General features: G+C 30.5%; 9 protein-coding genes. 5 read left to right on the top strand and 4 right to left on the bottom strand.

Going from position 1 to position 18,372, the window contains the following annotated elements:
• The first annotated feature begins 221 nt into the window (after window positions 1-221).
• Together bioB and A8C32_RS02365 are read left to right on the top strand one after the other, a co-directional pair.
• Entirely contained in the window at window positions 222-1,316 is a 1,095-nt protein-coding gene (gene bioB, locus A8C32_RS02370; protein WP_069828845.1) for a biotin synthase BioB, read from the top strand.
• Between the two features lie 220 nt (window positions 1,317-1,536).
• Complete coding sequence (locus tag A8C32_RS02365) at window positions 1,537-2,028, top strand: DUF6646 family protein (protein ID WP_069828844.1); 492 nt, start codon at window positions 1,537-1,539, stop codon at window positions 2,026-2,028.
• A gap of 57 nt (window positions 2,029-2,085) precedes the next feature.
• On the opposite strand, the gene A8C32_RS02360 is transcribed toward A8C32_RS02365, so the two are convergent.
• Entirely contained in the window at window positions 2,086-2,559 is a 474-nt protein-coding gene (locus A8C32_RS02360) for a regulatory protein RecX (RefSeq protein WP_069828843.1), read from the bottom strand.
• A gap of 402 nt (window positions 2,560-2,961) precedes the next feature.
• On the opposite strand from A8C32_RS02360, the gene A8C32_RS02355 reads away from it, so the two are divergent.
• The 3 genes from A8C32_RS02355 to A8C32_RS02345 all read left to right on the top strand — a co-directional run bounded on the left by A8C32_RS02355 (window position 2,962) and on the right by A8C32_RS02345 (window position 12,407).
• A complete protein-coding gene (locus A8C32_RS02355) occupies window positions 2,962-5,391 on the top strand; it encodes a DUF8693 domain-containing protein (RefSeq protein ID WP_069828842.1) in 2,430 nt (809 codons plus the stop codon).
• Between the two features lie 588 nt (window positions 5,392-5,979).
• Window positions 5,980-8,991, top strand: a complete 3,012-nt coding sequence (locus tag A8C32_RS02350) for a DUF8693 domain-containing protein (protein WP_069828841.1) — start codon at window positions 5,980-5,982, stop codon at window positions 8,989-8,991.
• A 404-nt stretch (window positions 8,992-9,395) separates the two neighbouring features.
• Window positions 9,396-12,407 (top strand): DUF8693 domain-containing protein, encoded by a 3,012-nt coding sequence (locus A8C32_RS02345; RefSeq protein WP_165605774.1) that lies wholly within the window; start codon window positions 9,396-9,398, stop codon window positions 12,405-12,407.
• A gap of 464 nt (window positions 12,408-12,871) precedes the next feature.
• Here the strand turns inward: A8C32_RS02345 and A8C32_RS02340 are convergent, their stop codons facing one another.
• From A8C32_RS02340 to porZ, 3 genes are read right to left on the bottom strand one after another with little or no spacing between them, the layout of a single operon-like run.
• Entirely contained in the window at window positions 12,872-15,283 is a 2,412-nt protein-coding gene (locus A8C32_RS02340; protein ID WP_069828839.1) for a TonB-dependent receptor plug domain-containing protein, read from the bottom strand.
• 3 nt (window positions 15,284-15,286) lie between these two features.
• Window positions 15,287-16,006: a DNA repair protein RecO gene (recO, locus tag A8C32_RS02335; protein ID WP_069828838.1), complete on the bottom strand. Its 720-nt coding sequence runs from the start codon at window positions 16,004-16,006 to the stop codon at window positions 15,287-15,289.
• A complete protein-coding gene (gene porZ / locus A8C32_RS02330; RefSeq protein WP_069829161.1) occupies window positions 16,006-18,345 on the bottom strand; it encodes a type IX secretion system anionic LPS delivery protein PorZ in 2,340 nt (779 codons plus the stop codon). Before porZ ends, recO begins: the two co-directional genes overlap by 1 nt.
• Window positions 18,346-18,372 lie beyond the last annotated feature (27 nt).

Here is an 18,372-nt window from a genome sequence, read left to right as displayed (position 1 = left end):
TAGTTTTCTATTACACACAAAAAATATTTTGAATACTAATTTATAAAGTTATACTGTTTTATAGTTGTAAATGCAACTATGCTAGCAAAAAGAGATCAAGTTTGAGTATAAAATTTACACTCTGTAAATAAAAACAACTTTCTAGACTAGTTCATAAATTAAAAAATAAAGGTATATGCTATTAAATTAGTATTTTTGGCATTGCTAATCCGTTTAGATTTATGAGTGAAACAAAACACAATTGGACCAAAGAAGAAATTCTAGATATTTACAATAAACCATTAATGGAGTTGCTTTATGAAGCAGCAACGATTCATCGTTTACATCACGATCCAAACACTGTACAAGTAAGTACATTGTTATCGATTAAAACCGGTGGTTGTTCGGAAGATTGTGGCTATTGTCCACAAGCAGCACGTTACCACACGAATATCGAAGGCAATGACTTAATGACTGTACAACAAGTAAAAGCACAGGCATTAAGAGCAAAATCTAGCGGAAGTTCTCGTGTTTGTATGGGAGCAGCATGGCGTAACGTAAAAGATGGTGAAGAGTTTGATCAAGTTTTAGAAATGGTGCGTACCATTAATAAACTAGATATGGAAGTATGCTGTACTTTAGGTATGGTTACAGAAAACCAAGCACAGCGTTTAGCCGAAGCAGGGTTATATGCTTATAATCATAATTTAGATTCATCTGAAGAGTATTATAAAGAAGTTATTTCTACTCGTGGTTTCGAAGACCGTTTAGAAACCATAGATAATGTACGTAAAACCAATGTAACTGTTTGTAGTGGCGGTATTATTGGAATGGGAGAAAAAAAGGAAGATAGAGCAGGTATGTTAGTTGCTTTATCTACATTAAATCCGCAACCAGAATCTACACCAATTAATGCATTGGTAGCTGTTGAAGGAACACCTCTTGAAGATCAAGAACCAGTTTCTATTTGGGATATGATACGTATGGTGGCAACAACAAGAATTGTTATGCCAGAAACTCAAGTACGTTTAAGTGCTGGTAGAACACAAATGACGCGTGAAGGTCAAGCTATGTGCTTTTTTGCAGGAGCAAATTCAATTTTTGCAGGAGATAAGCTGTTAACAACACCAAACCCTGATGTTAATGAGGATATGAAAATGTTTGAATTACTAGGGTTGAATCCGCAAAAGCCTTTTACTAAAAAGGTACAACCAAAGACTGTCGAAGCAACTGAATCGCAATATCAAGATTTAGGCGAAAAACCAAAATGGACCAGACCAGAGCATACTATTGCTCGTAACGAAAAAGCCAAAGAAAAAGCTAAAACTATTAAATAATTTACTAGTCCTTTTAAATTGTTTATTCACAAATATTAAAACTCGATAAGATCTTTTTATTAAGTATAATCTTAGGTATATTATATGATGGAGAGAGGAAATTAGAATGAATTGAAAAGAAAAAATAGATGGTTAAAAACAATATATAAACATAAACAAATACCTTCTTTTCTCCAAAACATATAATACATTTGTAAGCTTAAAGTTTAAAACTCAAATAATGAAAAATTTTATTTTATTAATGTCATTTTTATGTGTCTACTTTGTTAATTCTCAAGCTTTTAAAGGTAAAGGGGATAATAAGTTCCAGGTAGGTGTTAATTTTCAAGAAAATGCTACGGGATTGAATGTTAGTTATGATTTAGGTGTTGGAGAAAACATTTCTTTAGGTTTTTCTTCTACTTATGCTTTAGAGGTGGAAAATTTTTTAGATGCAGATTTTGGAGATCGTTTCGATATTAAAGCACGTTTTAATGCTAATCTTGGAAGTGTAATAAATATTGACGATAATTTAGATATTTACCCAGGTTTACATGTTGGTCTTAAAAATTTTGGAGGACATATAGGTACGCGTTATTTTTTTACTGATGGATTTGGTGTTTATACAGAGTTAAGTACTCCTTTTTCTAAATATAATACAGATAGATTAACGTTTGCAGAAAAATTACATAACCAATTTACAGTGAGTTTAGGAGCTGTATTTAGTTTGTAGAAAAGAACTAAAAATTAATTATTAAGGGCTGATGAATTTATTTTTGTTAGTCCTTTTTTATTTAATCAATTCTTGAGCTTTTTTATAAACCAAATGAGATTCCCAGCCGCGATATAAAAAATAATCGATGAACTTTTTACGTTTCTTATAAACGTTGGTTTCTTTTATGGTGTCTGTTTTTTTTTCAGATAAATTTTGAAAAATTTTAAGGTATTCGGTTTCTTCTATCTCCTTGATTGCTTGATTTATGGTTATTTTAGATATGTCTTTTTTCTTTAATTCGTAGGTTAAACGTTGTCTTCCCCAGTGTTTAATTCTAAATTTTCCATTAACAAACGCTTTTGCAAAACGTGTTTCATCAAGGAAGTTATGCTCCAAAAGATGAACTATAATAACATCAATAGCTTCAGGTATCATATACATATCTTTTAACTTTTGCCTTACCTCTTTATGGCAGCGTTCTTGATATGCACAATAATGCTCAAGTTTTCTGGTGGCTTCTTCTAATGTATATGTTTTTTTTGATTGCATAATTTCTCCAAAAATAGTAATGATAAGCTAATAATTGAAGTTATATACTTTTAAATTTAAAAGGTCTATTTATTTTACTAAAGTTGAGTTTTCTAACGGATTAATTGTTGTTAAAAAAGCAGCTAAGGAATAAAATAGCTAATTAAAAAATTAAATGAGTTGTTCTGATTTTTTATAAAATATATTTCTAATTAATCTTTTATAACACATACTGTAATCTTATGCTTTATTAATAGAAAGTTTTAACTTACAAATATAATAATTTATTATTATTGTTTTTAATTTTTTCGATGTATGGATGTTTTTTTATTTTTGTAAATATTTGATTTACACTACATTTGTGTATGCATTAAGTTGCGTGTAGTTATTCTAAATTGCTATATAATATATCTCTCAATTATTATGAAAAAAGTCTCTCGCATTTGTTATACGGTATTTCTATTTTTAATATTTAATATTAATTATGCTCAAACTACATTATCTATAGGTGATATTGTAATTATAGGGTATAATTCGGTAAATACAGATCCAGATGAATTTACTTTTGTTCTTCTAACTAATGTTACAGCGGGAACAACAATAAACTTTACAGATATAGGTTGGGTTTCTGGTAGTCCAGGTAATTTTAGAGGCGGTAGTGCAGAGGGCGTTATTACTTGGGTTGCAGATTTTGATTTACCATGTGGTAGCGAAATAATTATTGAAGCAGATATTCCTATTGGCTCAGTAACTTATTCTGCAAATATTGGTACCGTAACTGAGCCTAATGGGGGTTTTGGGTTAAACCCTAATAATGATCAAATAATTGTTTATCAAGGTACTTTTGCTTCTCCTACCATGCTGTATGCAGTGCATTATGGTTCTGCTGGATGGACTAATGCTACAAATACGGCAACATCTGCAGTGCCAGCAGGACTAACAGATGGTACAACAGCTATATATCATGGAAATAATCGTAATGGTGAATATGACTGTAGTGTTAATAGTGGAATTGCTTTAATTAATGCAGCTGTTGCAAATACGTCGAATTGGAATTATGCTTCCGCCTATATTAATAATCTTGGAGGTTGTGATTATTGTTGTTCTGGTACGTCTTGTTGTAATACTTCTGTTTGGAATGGTACTGTTTGGACACCTTCTATTCCCACTTCGTCTACTAATGTTATAGTAGACGGTGATTACAGTACTGCTGCAAATGGTAATTTTAGTAGCTGTACGTTAACGGTTAATAGTAGTTATACCTTAACAGTATCTAATGGTACTTATGTAGAAGTGGATAATGATGTAACGATAGATGGGCAATTGCAGGTAGAAACTCAAGGTAACTTTGTTCAAGAAAATGATACAGCTCTTTTTACAGATAACTCTTCTGGAGGTGTGCAACTTACTAAAACAAAAATCATGTCTAAAGCATTGACTTATACCTACTGGAGTTCACCCGTTGTAGGGGAAACTATAGAAACTACCTTTGCAGGTGTGCCAACTGGAAGACGGTTTTTATTTAACGCTACTAATTTTGTAGATAACGATGAAGAAATTGGAAATACTGGAACATTTAATACAGGTGTTTCTGATGATATTGATGATGATGGAGATGATTGGCAATTAGCTAGTGGGGCGATGCAAGCAGGTGTAGGGTATGCAGCAACTGCCAAAAGTGTTGGGTCTTATCCCGATACCCAAAGTTTTACGTTTACAGGAGCTTTTAATACAGGAGTAGTTTCTGTGCCTTTAGTTGATGCTAGTGGAGGTGCCTATAATGATTGGAATTTTATAGGGAATCCTTATCCCGGAGCTATAGATGTCGCTACGTTTTTTACTGTAAATACAGGTATTGTTGGAACACTCTACTTATGGGATCAAAATACTAATGAAAACGCTAATGCCTCTGGAAATCAATCGTTAAACTTTTCTTCTGATGACTATGCTATGATAAATGGAGGAGGAGGAGTTGCTGCCTCTAGTGGCTCAACCATACCAAACGGTTTTGTAGCTTCTGGTCAAGGCTTTTTTGTTGAAGCACTGTCTACGGGACCAGTTATTTTTAATAATTCAATGAGAGTAGGAACTAACAATAATAGTCAATTCTTTAAAAATACTAAATCCAAAAAAGTATCAAATAATATAGATAATAAATTATGGGTTAATTTATCTTCAGATAATGGAGTATTTAACCAGATACTATTAGCCTATGTCAATGGAGCTACACATCAAAATGATGGAGCCTTTTACGATGCTAAACGTATTTTAACCTCAGGAAAAGCAGCTATTTTGTATTCTAATATCGATAATGATAATGGTAAATTTGCTATTCAAGGGAGAGCTGTTAATAATTTAAATATTAATGAAATTATTAACCTTGGCTTTAAAACTAATATTGAAGTAGCTACTTTGTATAAACTATCTATTGCTCAATTACAGGGAGGCTTTTTAAATGATAATGTTATATACTTAAAAGATAATTTATTGAGTCTAGTTCATAATTTATCTGACTCCGATTATACTTTTACTTCTGAAACAGGTGAGTTTAATGACCGTTTTCAAATTGTATTTAATCAAAATGCTTTATCTATTTATGATGCTCTGGATATAAATCGAAACATACTGAAGATTATTGAATTAGAAAATGATAGTATACAATTTAAAGTTTCAGAAGACCTAACTATTAAATCAATTATTATTTATGATCTTTTAGGAAAACAATTGTATAATTTTAAAGCTAATAAAGATGCTGAAACTTACAAATTGTCTAATTTAGGAAGCGGTACATATATAGCAAAAGTTATACTATCTAATGAAGCTATTATTTCTAAAAAAATGTATAAACTATAAAGGGTTAGCCTAAAAATTAAATATCTTATTATATAAATTAAAGCAAAGAAACCCACTGCTTTGCTTTTTATTTATAAAGTTTGTTTTGCGTATTAAGATTGTAAATGCCCCTTGAGGTCTTAGTAATTTTCATCAAGAATGTTATCTTCTATAAGTGAACTATAAATTAAGTCGAGAGTTTCGGGAATTATATGCAGCTTTTTTTGTCTAAATTTTAGATGAGATTGTTCTCGTCCTTGATGCATACAATCATGTTCTAGTTTACTGATCGCGCCTTGGTATATGTGTTTTTTGATTAGATAAGTTTTTTTCAGAAATAACGATTGAGAATAAATTTATAAACCTTAATTATCTTGAAATATACAAACTCTCAATAAACAAAAGAAGAATCTTAATTATATGAATTTGAATTTATTAAAAGTATTTAACACAGCGGACTAACTGGATATGTCTTATGAAAAACTTAATTTAATGGTATGACTTTAAAATACTTAATTTATAATATTTGTTTTTTCCTTCATTTGAGTGTGTTTTTTATTACTTTTATGTTCGTGTGTAAAAATAATCTAAATATTAAATTTGAGTACTATGAAAAAAATTACTTGTCTGATATATCTTTTTTTAGTTTTTAATTTTAGTTATGGGCAAACCATTTTAGCAGCTGGTGATATTGCTATAACGGGATTCAAATCTGATGTTTCTAACCAATTCTCCTTTGTTCTATTAACAGATATTGTTACTAATACAACAATTAATTTTACAGATAACGGCTGGTTGTCTACAAATAGCTTTAGAGCTGGAGAAGGCACATTAACTTGGACTGCAACTTCTGATTTAACTTGTGGTACTGAAATTATAATTACAGATAACAGCCCTTTTTCTGTTTCACATGGAATCGTAACTGATTCTGCTTCTTTTGTTTTAGAAATTGATGGCGATCAAATTTTAGCTTATCAAGGAACAGATGCTATGCCAACCTTTATATATGCCATAGATTTTGATGGGGGACCTAATTCTTGGGCATCTAATGCAACAAGTAATAATACTTCTGCAGAACCTTTAGGTTTAACAAATGGAACAAACGCAGTTTCTGTCCAAGAAAGAGATAATGGTAAATATCAATGTTATATATCCTATGAAGTTGCACCTATTTTAGCTGCAATATCAGACAACTCAAATTGGTTAATTAATGATGATCCAGATAATGTAACTCTAGGATTATTGTGTAACTATTCTTGTTCTCCTCCAATTTTATTGTCTCCAGGAGATCTTGTTGTTACTGGTTATAATACAGATGATACTGAGGTAGATGCCTTTACCTTTGTTGTATTAACAGATATTGCTGAAGGAACAAATATAGGCTTTACAGATAAAGGTTGGGACACTACTACTGGAGCATATAGGTTTGGTGCTGGAGAAGGGTTTTTAAATTGGAAAGTGCCAGCAGGCGGTGTACCTTGTGGATCAGAAGTTATAATATTTGCTGCTTCTGCAGGTACAGGAATAAAAAAATATCTTTCAAATTATGGTACTGTAACAGAACCAGACGAAGGGTTTGGTTTTAATGCAAGTCAAGATCAATTGATAGCATATAGTGGCTCATTTGGTAATCCTACTAATTTATATGCGATTCACTATGGGGGGACTGGTTGGAACGATGCAACAGATGTTATTACATCTGCAGTGCCAGTAGGGTTAACAGATGGTACTAACGCCATTTATTATGGTGATTTTGATTCTGGGGTTTATGATTGTTCTTCAGTTATAGGTGATGCTTTAATAGCTGCAGAGGTAGCAGATGCTACTAATTGGTCTTTAATAAAGAACTCCGGGATACAAACTTTAGGAACTTGTAACTATTCCTGCTGTCCAGCAACCGTTTGGAATGGGTCTGTTTGGTCTCCTATTGCTGTTCCAGATATAGATACAACATTAATTATTGATTCAGATTATACTACTGGTGTTGAAGGTGATTTAGAAGCTTGCAGTCTCATTATAAATGCAGGAAATAATTTAACTGTTAGCAATGGAGGTTCAGTTTTAATACAGAATGATGTAACTGTGGGTGGGGAGTTAACAGTAGAGAGTCAAGGTAATTTTATACAAGTTGGGAGCTTTTCCAGTTTTGTAGATAATTCCTCTGGAGGTGTTACGTTAACCAAATCTAAAAGCATGTATAGGGAACTTGCATATACCTATTGGGGGTCTCCAGTTGTAGGCGAAGTTATAGAAAATACTTTTACAGGAGTATCAGGAGGTAGACGTTTTTTATTCAATGCAGCTAGTTTTCAAGATAATTTAGCAGAAACTGCAAATACAGGAGTATTTACATCTGGTCAAGATGATATTGATGATGAAGGAGATGATTGGCAAGTAGCCAGTGGCGTAATGCAAGCTGGAGTAGGTTATGCAACTATAGCAAGAAAATCAGGATCTTATCCAGACACTCAAGACTTTGTATTTACAGGGGCTTTTAATACAGGAGAAGTTTCTGTGCCTTTAGTTAATGCTAGCGGTGGTGCTTACAATGATTGGAATTTTATTGCGAACCCTTATCCAGGCGCTATAGATGTCGCTACATTCTTTTCTATAAATTCAGGTATTGTTGGAGCGCTTTATTTCTGGGATCAAAACACCAATGAAAATACCAGTGCTCCAGGAAACCAATCGTTAAACTTTTCTTCTGATGACTATGCTATGATAAATGGAGGAGGAGGAGTTGCTGCCTCTAGTGGCTCAACCATACCAAACGGTTTTGTAGCTTCTGGTCAAGGCTTTTTTGTTGAAGCACTGTCTACGGGACCAGTTATTTTTAATAATTCAATGAGAGTAGGAACTAACAATAATAGTCAATTCTTTAAAAATACTAAATCCAAAAAAGTATTAAATAATATAGATAATAAATTATGGGTTAATTTATCTTCAGATAATGGAGTATTTAACCAGATACTATTAGCCTATGTCAATGGAGCTACACATCAAAATGATGGAGCCTTTTACGATGCTAAACGTATTTTAACCTCAGGAAAAGCAGCTATTTTGTATTCTAATATCGATAATGATAATGGTAAATTTGCTATTCAAGGGAGAGCTGTTAATAATTTAAATATTAATGAAATTATTAACCTTGGCTTTAAAACTAATATTGAAGTAGCTACTTTGTATAAACTATCTATTGCTCAATTACAGGGAGGCTTTTTAAATGATAATGTTATATACTTAAAAGATAATTTATTGAGTCTAGTTCATAATTTATCTGACTCCGATTATACTTTTACTTCTGAAACAGGTGAGTTTAATGACCGTTTTCAAATTGTATTTAATCAAAATGCTTTATCTATTTATGATGCTCTGGATATAAATCGAAACATACTGAAGATTATTGAATTAGAAAATGATAGTATACAATTTAAAGTTTCAGAAGACCTAACTATTAAATCAATTATTATTTATGATCTTTTAGGAAAACAATTGTATAATTTTAAAGCTAATAAAGATGCTGAAACTTACAAATTGTCTAATTTAGGAAGCGGTACATATATAGCAAAAGTTATACTATCTAATGAAGCTATTATTTCTAAAAAAATGTATAAAAAATAAAAGCTTTCTAGATTTATAAGAAAAAAGAAAAGTAGCAGAAATTGCTTTGCTTTTTGCTTATAAAGTTTAATTAGTGTATTAAGTATTGTAAATGCTTTTTTTAATCTCTCCAAATTAAAATAAATATTATTCTTAATTAAGAACTCATCTTGACTTTTTGTTTTTAACAGAAAGTGTCTGAAATTCTAAATGTTTTTAGAAAGATATTTGATTTTTTTTCTGGATTTAAAATATTTTAATAAGTTTTATCTTATGTATTTGTTTTTTTTGTAAAGTTTTTTATAAGTTTTCGATATAATGCATGTTTTTCCACATAATAAAATGTTGGATTGCATTACATTTGCACATGTTTTTCGCATAATATAAAAGTGTTCCAAATTAATTAAATGTTAAACTTAACTCTTATGAAAAAAATTACTTACATACTTTACATTCTTTTAGCTTTTAATTTTAGTTATGGACAAACAGCTTTAGTAAAAGAGGATATTGCTATTGTTGGAGTTGATACAGATAGTGAGAATTTTACCTTCTTATTGAGAGCTGATATTGATGCAGGTACTCAAATTTATTTCTCGGATAATGAGGTTAATGGAACAGGAACAGGTTTAAATAATACAGGTGAAGGTATTATTTTGTTTACTGCAGCTACTAATTATAGTTGTGGTACTGTAATTGGGTATGTTTCTAACAGTGCTGAATTTTCAAATGTTTTTGGAAGTTTTGCTTTAAATAATGGAGGAGATGAAGTTTTAGCTTTTCAGGGGCTTTCTGGTACAAATTGGGGAACATTCCTTCATGCAAATGTTGACCAAGGAATTATATTGCCTGTTGGTTTTGCTGCTACAGATATAGTTGATGGAAATAGAGATAATCGAGAATATACTGGTACAACAAGTTCTCCTAGTTGGGATGATTTAAATTCAATATCAAATTATCATCAGAATAATAATTATGGAGGAAGAACTTTAAGTACATCTGCTTTTTCTTGTCAAGTATTATCCCCTGGAGATATTATTATTACAGGTTTTAATTCTGATAATGCTTTTATAGATGATTTTTCATTTGTCTTACTTACAGATATTGTTTCAGGAACTGAAATAAATTTTACAGATATTGGATGGTTAAGTTCTGGTAGTTTTAGGACTGGTGCTGGTACTGGTCTAGGAGCGGAAGGTGTAGTTGTATGGAAAGCAACATCAGATTTAGCATGCGGAACAGAAATAATTATTTCTGCTAATGCAGCAGGTAATATGGTTACTAATTATTCGGGAACAATAGGAACAGTTACAGAAACGGATACTGGTTTTGGAGCCGACCCTAATGCAGATCAAATTATAGCTTATCAAGGTTCTCATACCTCACCAACTATGTTATATGCTATAGAATTTGGGGTATCTAACACAGGATGGGATGCAACTTCTACAAATGCATTAACATCTTCTGTGCCAGATGGTTTAATAGATGGGGTAAATGCTATTTATGTAGGTGCATACCAAAGTGGAAATTATGATTGTAGTATTACTAGTGGTTCAGACTTGATTTCACATTTAGTAGCAGATACGTCTTATTGGACTTTACAAAATACAGGTAATTTAGCATTAGGAGGCTGTAGCTATACATGTTGCTCTTCTACTGTAACATGGGACGGATCTGCATGGAGCGGTACACCAGATATAACTACTACAGCAATAATTAATGGCGATTATGATACTGCAAATGGAGGGACGGAAGTAAGTTTTAGTGCTTGTAGTTTAAGAGTTAATGGAGGGTTTACTTTGACTATTTCGAATGGCGATCATGTTGTAGTAGAGAATGATGCACTAATAGATGGGAATGTTGTATTGCGTACAGAAGGAGCTTTTGTACAAAATAGTGATACTCATAAATATCTTAATCATGAATCAGGAACAAGTGTAGTTGAAAAAGAAACAGCAATATTAAATGCTTGGAATGAATATACTTACTGGAGTTCTCCAGTTACAGGAGAAACAATAGGAGGAGGCTTAGCAGAGTCTTCACCTACAAGAAGATTTTTGTTTAATGCAAATAATTATCAAGATTCAACAGCAGAGACAGGCAATAATAACGCTACATTGTCAGGTCAAGACGATATAGATGATAATGGTAATGATTGGGAATCAGTAACAGGGGCTACTGTTATGGCTCAAGGAGTAGGTTATGCAGCTACACATTCAAAAGCTCTATATCTTGGTGTTAGAAGATATAATTATACATTTGAAGGTATTTTAAATAATGGAATCATAAATGTCCCAGTAGTAAGAAATGATACAGAAACAGCAGATAATGATTGGAATTTTATAGGTAACCCTTATCCATCTGCTATAGATATTAATTTGTTCTTTGATCAAAATAGGTACAATGCAGTAACAAATACAGCAGGAACTTTGGAAGGTGCTATTTATTATTGGTCTCATAATACTCCTACTTCAAGTTCTAGTAATGGAAATGAACAGCTTAATTTTTCAAGCTCAGATTATGCAAGTCATAATGGAGTAGGAGGAGCAGCAGGAGGAGATGGAGTTATTCCTAATGGATTTATTCCTTCAGGGCAAGGTTTCTTTGTTGTATTTTCTAAAACAAGACCAACAAATGCTGGAGATGTTGTTTTTAATAATGCAATGCGTGTTTCTGGTGCAACAAACAATAGCCAATTTTTTAAGAGTACGAAGAAAAATAACAAATCGAATAATGATGCTAATAAATTATGGCTTAATTTAACTTCAGATAATGGTGTTTTTAATCAAACACTAATAGGCTACGTTAAAGGAGCTACAGAAGGCGATGATGGCATGTACTATGATGCTACTAAAAACCTTTCTTCGGGAACAGCGGCTGCATTATATACAAGAATATTAGGGTCTGGTAAAAAATATGTAATACAAGGAAAAGAAGAACATAGTCTTGATGTTGATGAGGTTGTTAATCTTGGATTCAAAACAGTTATTACTAAACCTACGTTATATAAGTTTTCAATTGCTAAATTAGAAGGAGGATTTTTAAAAGAGAATGCTATTTATATAAAAGACAATTTACTAAATACAGTACATGATTTAAAAGATTCAGATTATACATTTGTTTCAGAAGTAGGCGAGTTTAATGATCGTTTTGAAATTAGATTTAAAAAAGAGGTTTTGTCTGTTAATGAGTTTGATATAGATACAAATACACTTAAAATTATTGAATTAGAAAACAATCAAATACAGTTTAAAACATTAAGCGAATTAACAATTAAAGCTGTTAATATATTTGACCTTTTGGGTAGACAGTTATATCGTTTTGAAGGAAATAAAACTTCGGAAACTTATAATTTATCTAATTTAAGCAATACGGCATATATAGCTAGAGTTGAGTTGTCAAATGGAGCTGTTATTACTAAAAAGGCTATTAAGAAATAACTGTTTATTACAATTATTTTTTTTACCCTTATTATAGAATAATATCTATTGATAGCTTAAACATCAATTTTAAAAACTAGATTATTTATTTAGTAGGAAAGGATATATAATTTAATTTAAAAGAATCATATGTTTATTTTTAGAAGTAGGATAACTTAATGATTGTTTCAATAATATTTAATAGGATTCTTTAATCTATTAATAGATTTGATTTAGAAGTAAATAGTCTTTAAGATGTTGAACTATTGAAGCTATTAAGGTCTTTCGTCTTTTATGTAGGAATCATCATACCGTTTTAGGGAAATAAAAATTCAGGAGACATATTCATAATCGATCTAAATTAACATAATACAGCTTGTTTTGTTATATTTGAGTTATTAAATGAGTTGTTATTTATTATTGTAAAAAAACTATTATAAAATTATAGCATCTCAATATTAAGTAGCATGTCTTTTTTAAGAATGTTATAAGCTATATTTTAAAGATAAAATAAAGTTTCTACCAGCTGCAGCGATGCCAGAAGAATATGTTTTATAACGTTGATCTGTAATGTTTTCTATACTAGAAGTAAGAGTTGTTGATTTACTTACTTGATATTGAGCCCTAAAATTAAGAGTGTACCAAGAAGGGCTGTATGGATTGCCATTGCTGTCAAGTGCGTAAATATAATCTTTTTCAATTTCTGAAGGCGCTAATTGGTTAAAAGATAGGTCGCTATTGTAATTAGTAAAAGCATCTAATTTTAGACCTTTAGATGACCAAACCAAATGCGTATTTCCAAAATTAGGTACAACATGTCGAATTGGAACTTCTATATCTTCAGCTGTTTCGGTACCACCTATGATGCTATATTGAGAAGTAAGTTTAAATTGATTTGTAATAGTCATTTTTAAACCAACTTCAAAACCATAAATCCAAGCTTTTGAAGCATTTTGTATGGCTTGTATGTTACTTAATTCCCCATCGTAAAGAATCTCGGTCTCTCCGTTTAAATTGTAATCTCTCCGTACTAAAGCATTATCTAAATAGGTGTAATATGTACTCATATCTAGTATGACTTTATCATCAAAATTTAATTTTAAGCCTAATTCTCCACTATAAGCATACTCGGGTCTTAAATTTTCATTTGGGACTACAACGGAGCCTGGTTCAGAATCAAAGACCTTACCTATATCATCTATATTTGGAGATCTAAAAGCAGAAGATATATTTAATTTCCATTGCAAGATTTTATTTGGATACCAGCTTATTCCTGTTGTTCCTGTAAGGGCACTTGTTTCATTTTTTGAAGATTCAAAGGGTAAATTCAAATAATAGTTATTTTCTTTAAAATTGGCTTTTGAAATGACATGATTAAAGCGTAAACCAGATTGAAATATAAATTTAGGATTAGGTTTATATTTTATACTAGAATATACTGCTGCAGATTGCCAGCTAGATCCATTAGGGTATCTAGAAATGGCTGGGGAGATTGTATTATTAATTATGTTTTCTTCTTTTCCAACAGATTTAACTTTATTGTATATGTATTCTAATCCGTAAAAAAAATGTGATTTAGAATTAATTGTTTTTTCTAAATCCAAATTAAAAGAATAGGCGTCAACAGCTTCCTCTCGAATATTTCTTATCGAAGATTGGAAATTTCTATCCTTTCTACTTTCTTGAAAGTTCTGATATGCTAAAGTTGTTTTAATTTTATCATATAAATTAGAACGACTACTTAACTTAGTGATTTGTAGATTAGACATAAACCACTGTTGTGGACCATAATTCCATTCTGCCGAACGTAATACATCATTTTTATAACGAATTAATCGGTCATACCTAGGAATGTTTGATGTTGTAGTGTAAAATAAGCCAAAATCAAAAGTTAAATTTTCGCTAGGGTTATAATGCGCTTTCTGCATTAAATTTAATTGATTATATCCTGAAAATTTTTGAATTAATGGATTGTTGTTTTTTATAATAACATCACCGTTATTTGTAGCTAAAGCAAATTCAGGTCTTAAGTATTCATTTGGACCATTACTCCCCATTCTTAAATCATTAAAACTGCTATAACTAGCGTTAGTAATAAATGCCCATTTTTTATATCCTAAATTAAAATCGAAATGCCCAGTTTTTTCGTTACTTGCTGAAGAATACCTAAAAATTATATTAGAATTAAATAAAAGAGAATCAGTATAAGACAATTTAGGTTTTTGTGTATAAAAGCTCATAACACCTCCAATAGCATCACTTCCATAAATAACAGCACCAGAGCCTAAAATAACTTCAGTATTTTGTATAGAAAAAGGGTCTATAGTAATGACGTTTTGTAAATTTCCTCCTCTAAAAATAGCATTATTCATTCTTACACCATCTATAGTGATTAAGAGTCTATTAGTTGAAAAACCTCTGATCATTGGACTTCCTCCTCCTAACTGACTTTTTTGCACATAAACTTGCCCTGTATTTTCTAATAAATCGGCACTAGTTTGCGGATTCGAAAATTGAATACTTTTAGTATTTACGCTAACTATTTTTTGAGGAATGTCCTTTTTGTTTTGTTCAAATTTTGAAGCTGATATTACAATTTCTTCTAAGCCTTGGGTGTTTGAAATTAAATATACTTTATTTGAAAAACCTAATTGTTGCTTCGTTATTTTTTTTAAAACGTGTGACAAATGTTTAAAATAAATAACCTCAGTTTCTGAAAACTTATCTAATTCTGCTTCTCCTTTAAAATTTGTAATAATACTTTTAGACTTATCTACATTATAAATAGCTACACCAAAAACAGGTTCTTTAGTTAATTTATTAAGAACTTTTATGTTTTGAGATAAAGCAAATACAGGAATAAGTATAAAGCAAAAAATAATATAAAAAAACTTCATGTTTTAACTAAAAACTTGATTAAATATCTGTAGTGATTTAGGGGTTTTAAAATCACCCAAATGTAGTTCAAAATACAGCAAAATCATACTTAAAAATGATTGTCTTTCCTTTGCGTTAATTTTTATATTAGATAAAGCATCAAATGTTGTGCCTAATAGAGTTTTTAAGAGTGTTAAATTTTGCCCAGAAATAGTATGTTTACCATAGTTGTTTTCTTGAAATTCACCTTCTTTTAAATTGAAGAATGTATGTTCAATATTTGTTGTGTCTGGATAAAACCCAAGATATTTAGTTAATTTAAGTAGAAATAATAGGTGAAAATTTGAGTATTCAGATTGAGCATCCAGCCACAGTAATGTGTTTTCCAAATAACTAAAGAGTGTCTCATTTTCTTCTTCTTCTTTTAAGGTGTTTGATAAAACTTCGGATAAAAACATAATAATAGAGCTTTTTAAAACATTGGAATGTAAACTTGTGTAAATGAAATTTAATTTTGCTTCTTTAAGAACCTGTAATGACTTATTGTTTTTATAAGTAATAGTTATTTGTAGTTGTGATAATAATTGAAAATAAGCTGTTTTTGTACCGCCTTTCTTATTTTTTAAAACACCTCTCAGTAACAAACTTATAACACCTAGTTGTTGTGTATAGCACCTAACTATTAGGTCGTTATCTTTGTATTTTAATTTTGACAGAACAATAGCATTTGTAGTAATTAACATTATCTAACAACCATTAGTTTTAAAACTTTAGTTTCAAAAGTATCTAAATCTGAAAGCATAATTAAATAAACTCCAGATGCAACTACATTATTTGCCAGGTTTTTCCCATTCCAGAAAGCAGTACCTCCGTTAATTTCTAAATTATAACCGTTATATCTTTGGTTTGTTCCAGATTGTGCTTCAGCAACTAAATTACCTTCAATATCTGTTATTTTTATGTTTACATTTTCAGACAGATCTTTAATTTTCACCTGTTTTTCTACAATATCAAATGTTGGTCTTACTGGATTTGGGTAAATATATGCACTTTGTAAATCTTCAACCGTACCAGATCCTCCTGCTCTAAATGATACTAATCCTTTAATAGTTGCAATATAAACTGTTCCATTTGTATCATCTAATGATAAATCTCTTATACTATTGGATGGTAATGGAGAATTATCTTTTGTAAAGTGAAATATTGTTTTTTGTCCATCTGAAGAAAAATAAAACAATCCTGAATCTTGAGTTGCAATCCATTTATTATTTGAGCCATCTACTTCTATATCTGTTATGAATTGTTGAAATAATAATTCTTTAGCAATACCATTTTCTTCAATAATGATTTCTTCTGCTTGAACATTTTCATCGGTAAAGTAGTTTGAAGTATTGTATAAAACACGTAACCCTCTTATAGTTCCTATCCATAGTTGATTTCGTTTATCTAATGCCAAAGCAGTTGTGAATTCGGCAGGTATATTTTGAGATTCCTTACTAATACTTTTAATTAAAGGAGTTCCTCCATTTTCATTAAATCCTATAATTCCATTTCTAAAACTTGAAATCCATTTTGTATTATCATCCCCTATAACAATGTTTGCAAAACGAAAATCATCAGGTATTTTAGAAATATTGCTAAAACTAAAAGCATTCCATTGATTTGTGCTAGGGTTATAAGATTTCAAAGGTTGATTTGTCCACCCCGTTAAAGTCCACAAAAGGCCATCCTTATCAAATACAGTAGGTCCAACTCTTATATCTTTATTTGGATCACTTGGTGAAATCATAGATTCTAAGCCACTATTGGTTTGGTTATATAAATTAGTAGGGATCTCTTCATTAACTTCTAAAAGACCATTAAAAAAAGAACTTATAAAGACTTGATTGGTGTTAAAGGGGTTAACCACAATATTATTTAAAGATTTCGCTTCTAAAACTTCGCTATATTGATTGTTTATCCATACCCCATTTTTTAAATGACTAAACCCTCGTTCATTTAGAGGGTAAGGATTATAAAATAAATTATATTCACCAAAAGTAACCCAGAGTTCATTAGGTTCTGCTTTAATAGAAAAAGGAATATTTAATAATGGTCCATCTGGGTGTATCTCTTCTAAAACAGTAGGATTTGTAATCGAGGTTTTTAGTATTCCAAAATCTTTAGTGCCAATATATATGTTTTCTGTATCTACAGTAGAAGCAGTGTATTGGGTTTCAAAGGAGGGGTCTGCGAAAACTTGAGATATTATATTGAAATTTGCGTCATAAATAAAAACATTATTTTTTGTTGTAACTATTAAATTTCCATTAATAGATTTAACATCTACAGGAGCATCTGCGTATTGAAAAAGTTCGTTTAATATATCATTTTCAATTTTATAAATTCGCCTATCTGTTCCTGTAGCATATAGGTTGTCTTCTTGATTTTCTATTGATAACCAATTGCCAGAGCGAACTAATTGCCAATTTTGAAAATCTATTAAATTAAAGTTTGAAATATTAGCTTTTTTAATACCATTATCATTAAGACAAGCTGCATATATATAATCACCAAAAATAGTAGTTTGATTAACTTGAATTTGACTCCCCCCATTTCCTATAAAATAAGTGTCCCCAAATTCTAGTCTTTCTAAATCAAAAACTGTAATACCATAATCTGTTGATATATATATATAATTTTGATAAGCATTAAAATGATTAATTTTTTTATTGGTAGGGGGTATAGTAGGCTTATCAATTATATCTACAATAGATAGAATGTCATCATTATTATCAAATACGATCTCAATTAATCCATTTTGATATCCTACAACCAATAATTCATAAGTTTCACTATAATGAATTGTAGAAATAGTTTCTCCTGATAATCCATTAACGGTCGTTATCTCTTGAATTTCATTGGTTTGAATATCTAAACTAAAAATAGCATTATCTGCAGCAGCATAAATTTTATTATTGCCCTGTGTAACATCTTTAATTTCATTATACGAAAAATGCCCCTTCCATAGTGCAGAGAAATCTTGCGAAAACTGTAATAATGGAAATAGATAAATTATAAATATAAATAATCTCTTATGCATGTCTGTTTTTTGAATATTCAAATATAT

The sequence above is a fragment of the Flavivirga aquatica genome (assembly GCF_001747085.1).
Lineage (GTDB): Bacteria > Bacteroidota > Bacteroidia > Flavobacteriales > Flavobacteriaceae > Algibacter_C > Algibacter_C aquatica.
The sequence above is the reverse complement of the archived record's forward strand: the minus strand, read 5'-3'. Positions and strand labels throughout refer to the sequence as shown.

Coding starts and splice junctions, on each gene's coding strand:
- A8C32_RS02350 (WP_069828841.1), top strand. CDS start 5,980: ATGAAAAAAATTACTTGTCTGATATATCTTTTTTTAGTTTTTAATTTT.
- A8C32_RS02365 (WP_069828844.1), top strand. CDS start 1,537: ATGAAAAATTTTATTTTATTAATGTCATTTTTATGTGTCTACTTTGTT.
- porZ (WP_069829161.1), bottom strand. CDS start 18,345: ATGCATAAGAGATTATTTATATTTATAATTTATCTATTTCCATTATTA.
- bioB (WP_069828845.1), top strand. CDS start 222: ATGAGTGAAACAAAACACAATTGGACCAAAGAAGAAATTCTAGATATT.
- A8C32_RS02355 (WP_069828842.1), top strand. CDS start 2,962: ATGAAAAAAGTCTCTCGCATTTGTTATACGGTATTTCTATTTTTAATA.
- A8C32_RS02345 (WP_165605774.1), top strand. CDS start 9,396: ATGAAAAAAATTACTTACATACTTTACATTCTTTTAGCTTTTAATTTT.
- A8C32_RS02340 (WP_069828839.1), bottom strand. CDS start 15,283: ATGAAGTTTTTTTATATTATTTTTTGCTTTATACTTATTCCTGTATTT.
- A8C32_RS02360 (WP_069828843.1), bottom strand. CDS start 2,559: ATGCAATCAAAAAAAACATATACATTAGAAGAAGCCACCAGAAAACTT.
- recO (WP_069828838.1), bottom strand. CDS start 16,006: ATGTTAATTACTACAAATGCTATTGTTCTGTCAAAATTAAAATACAAA.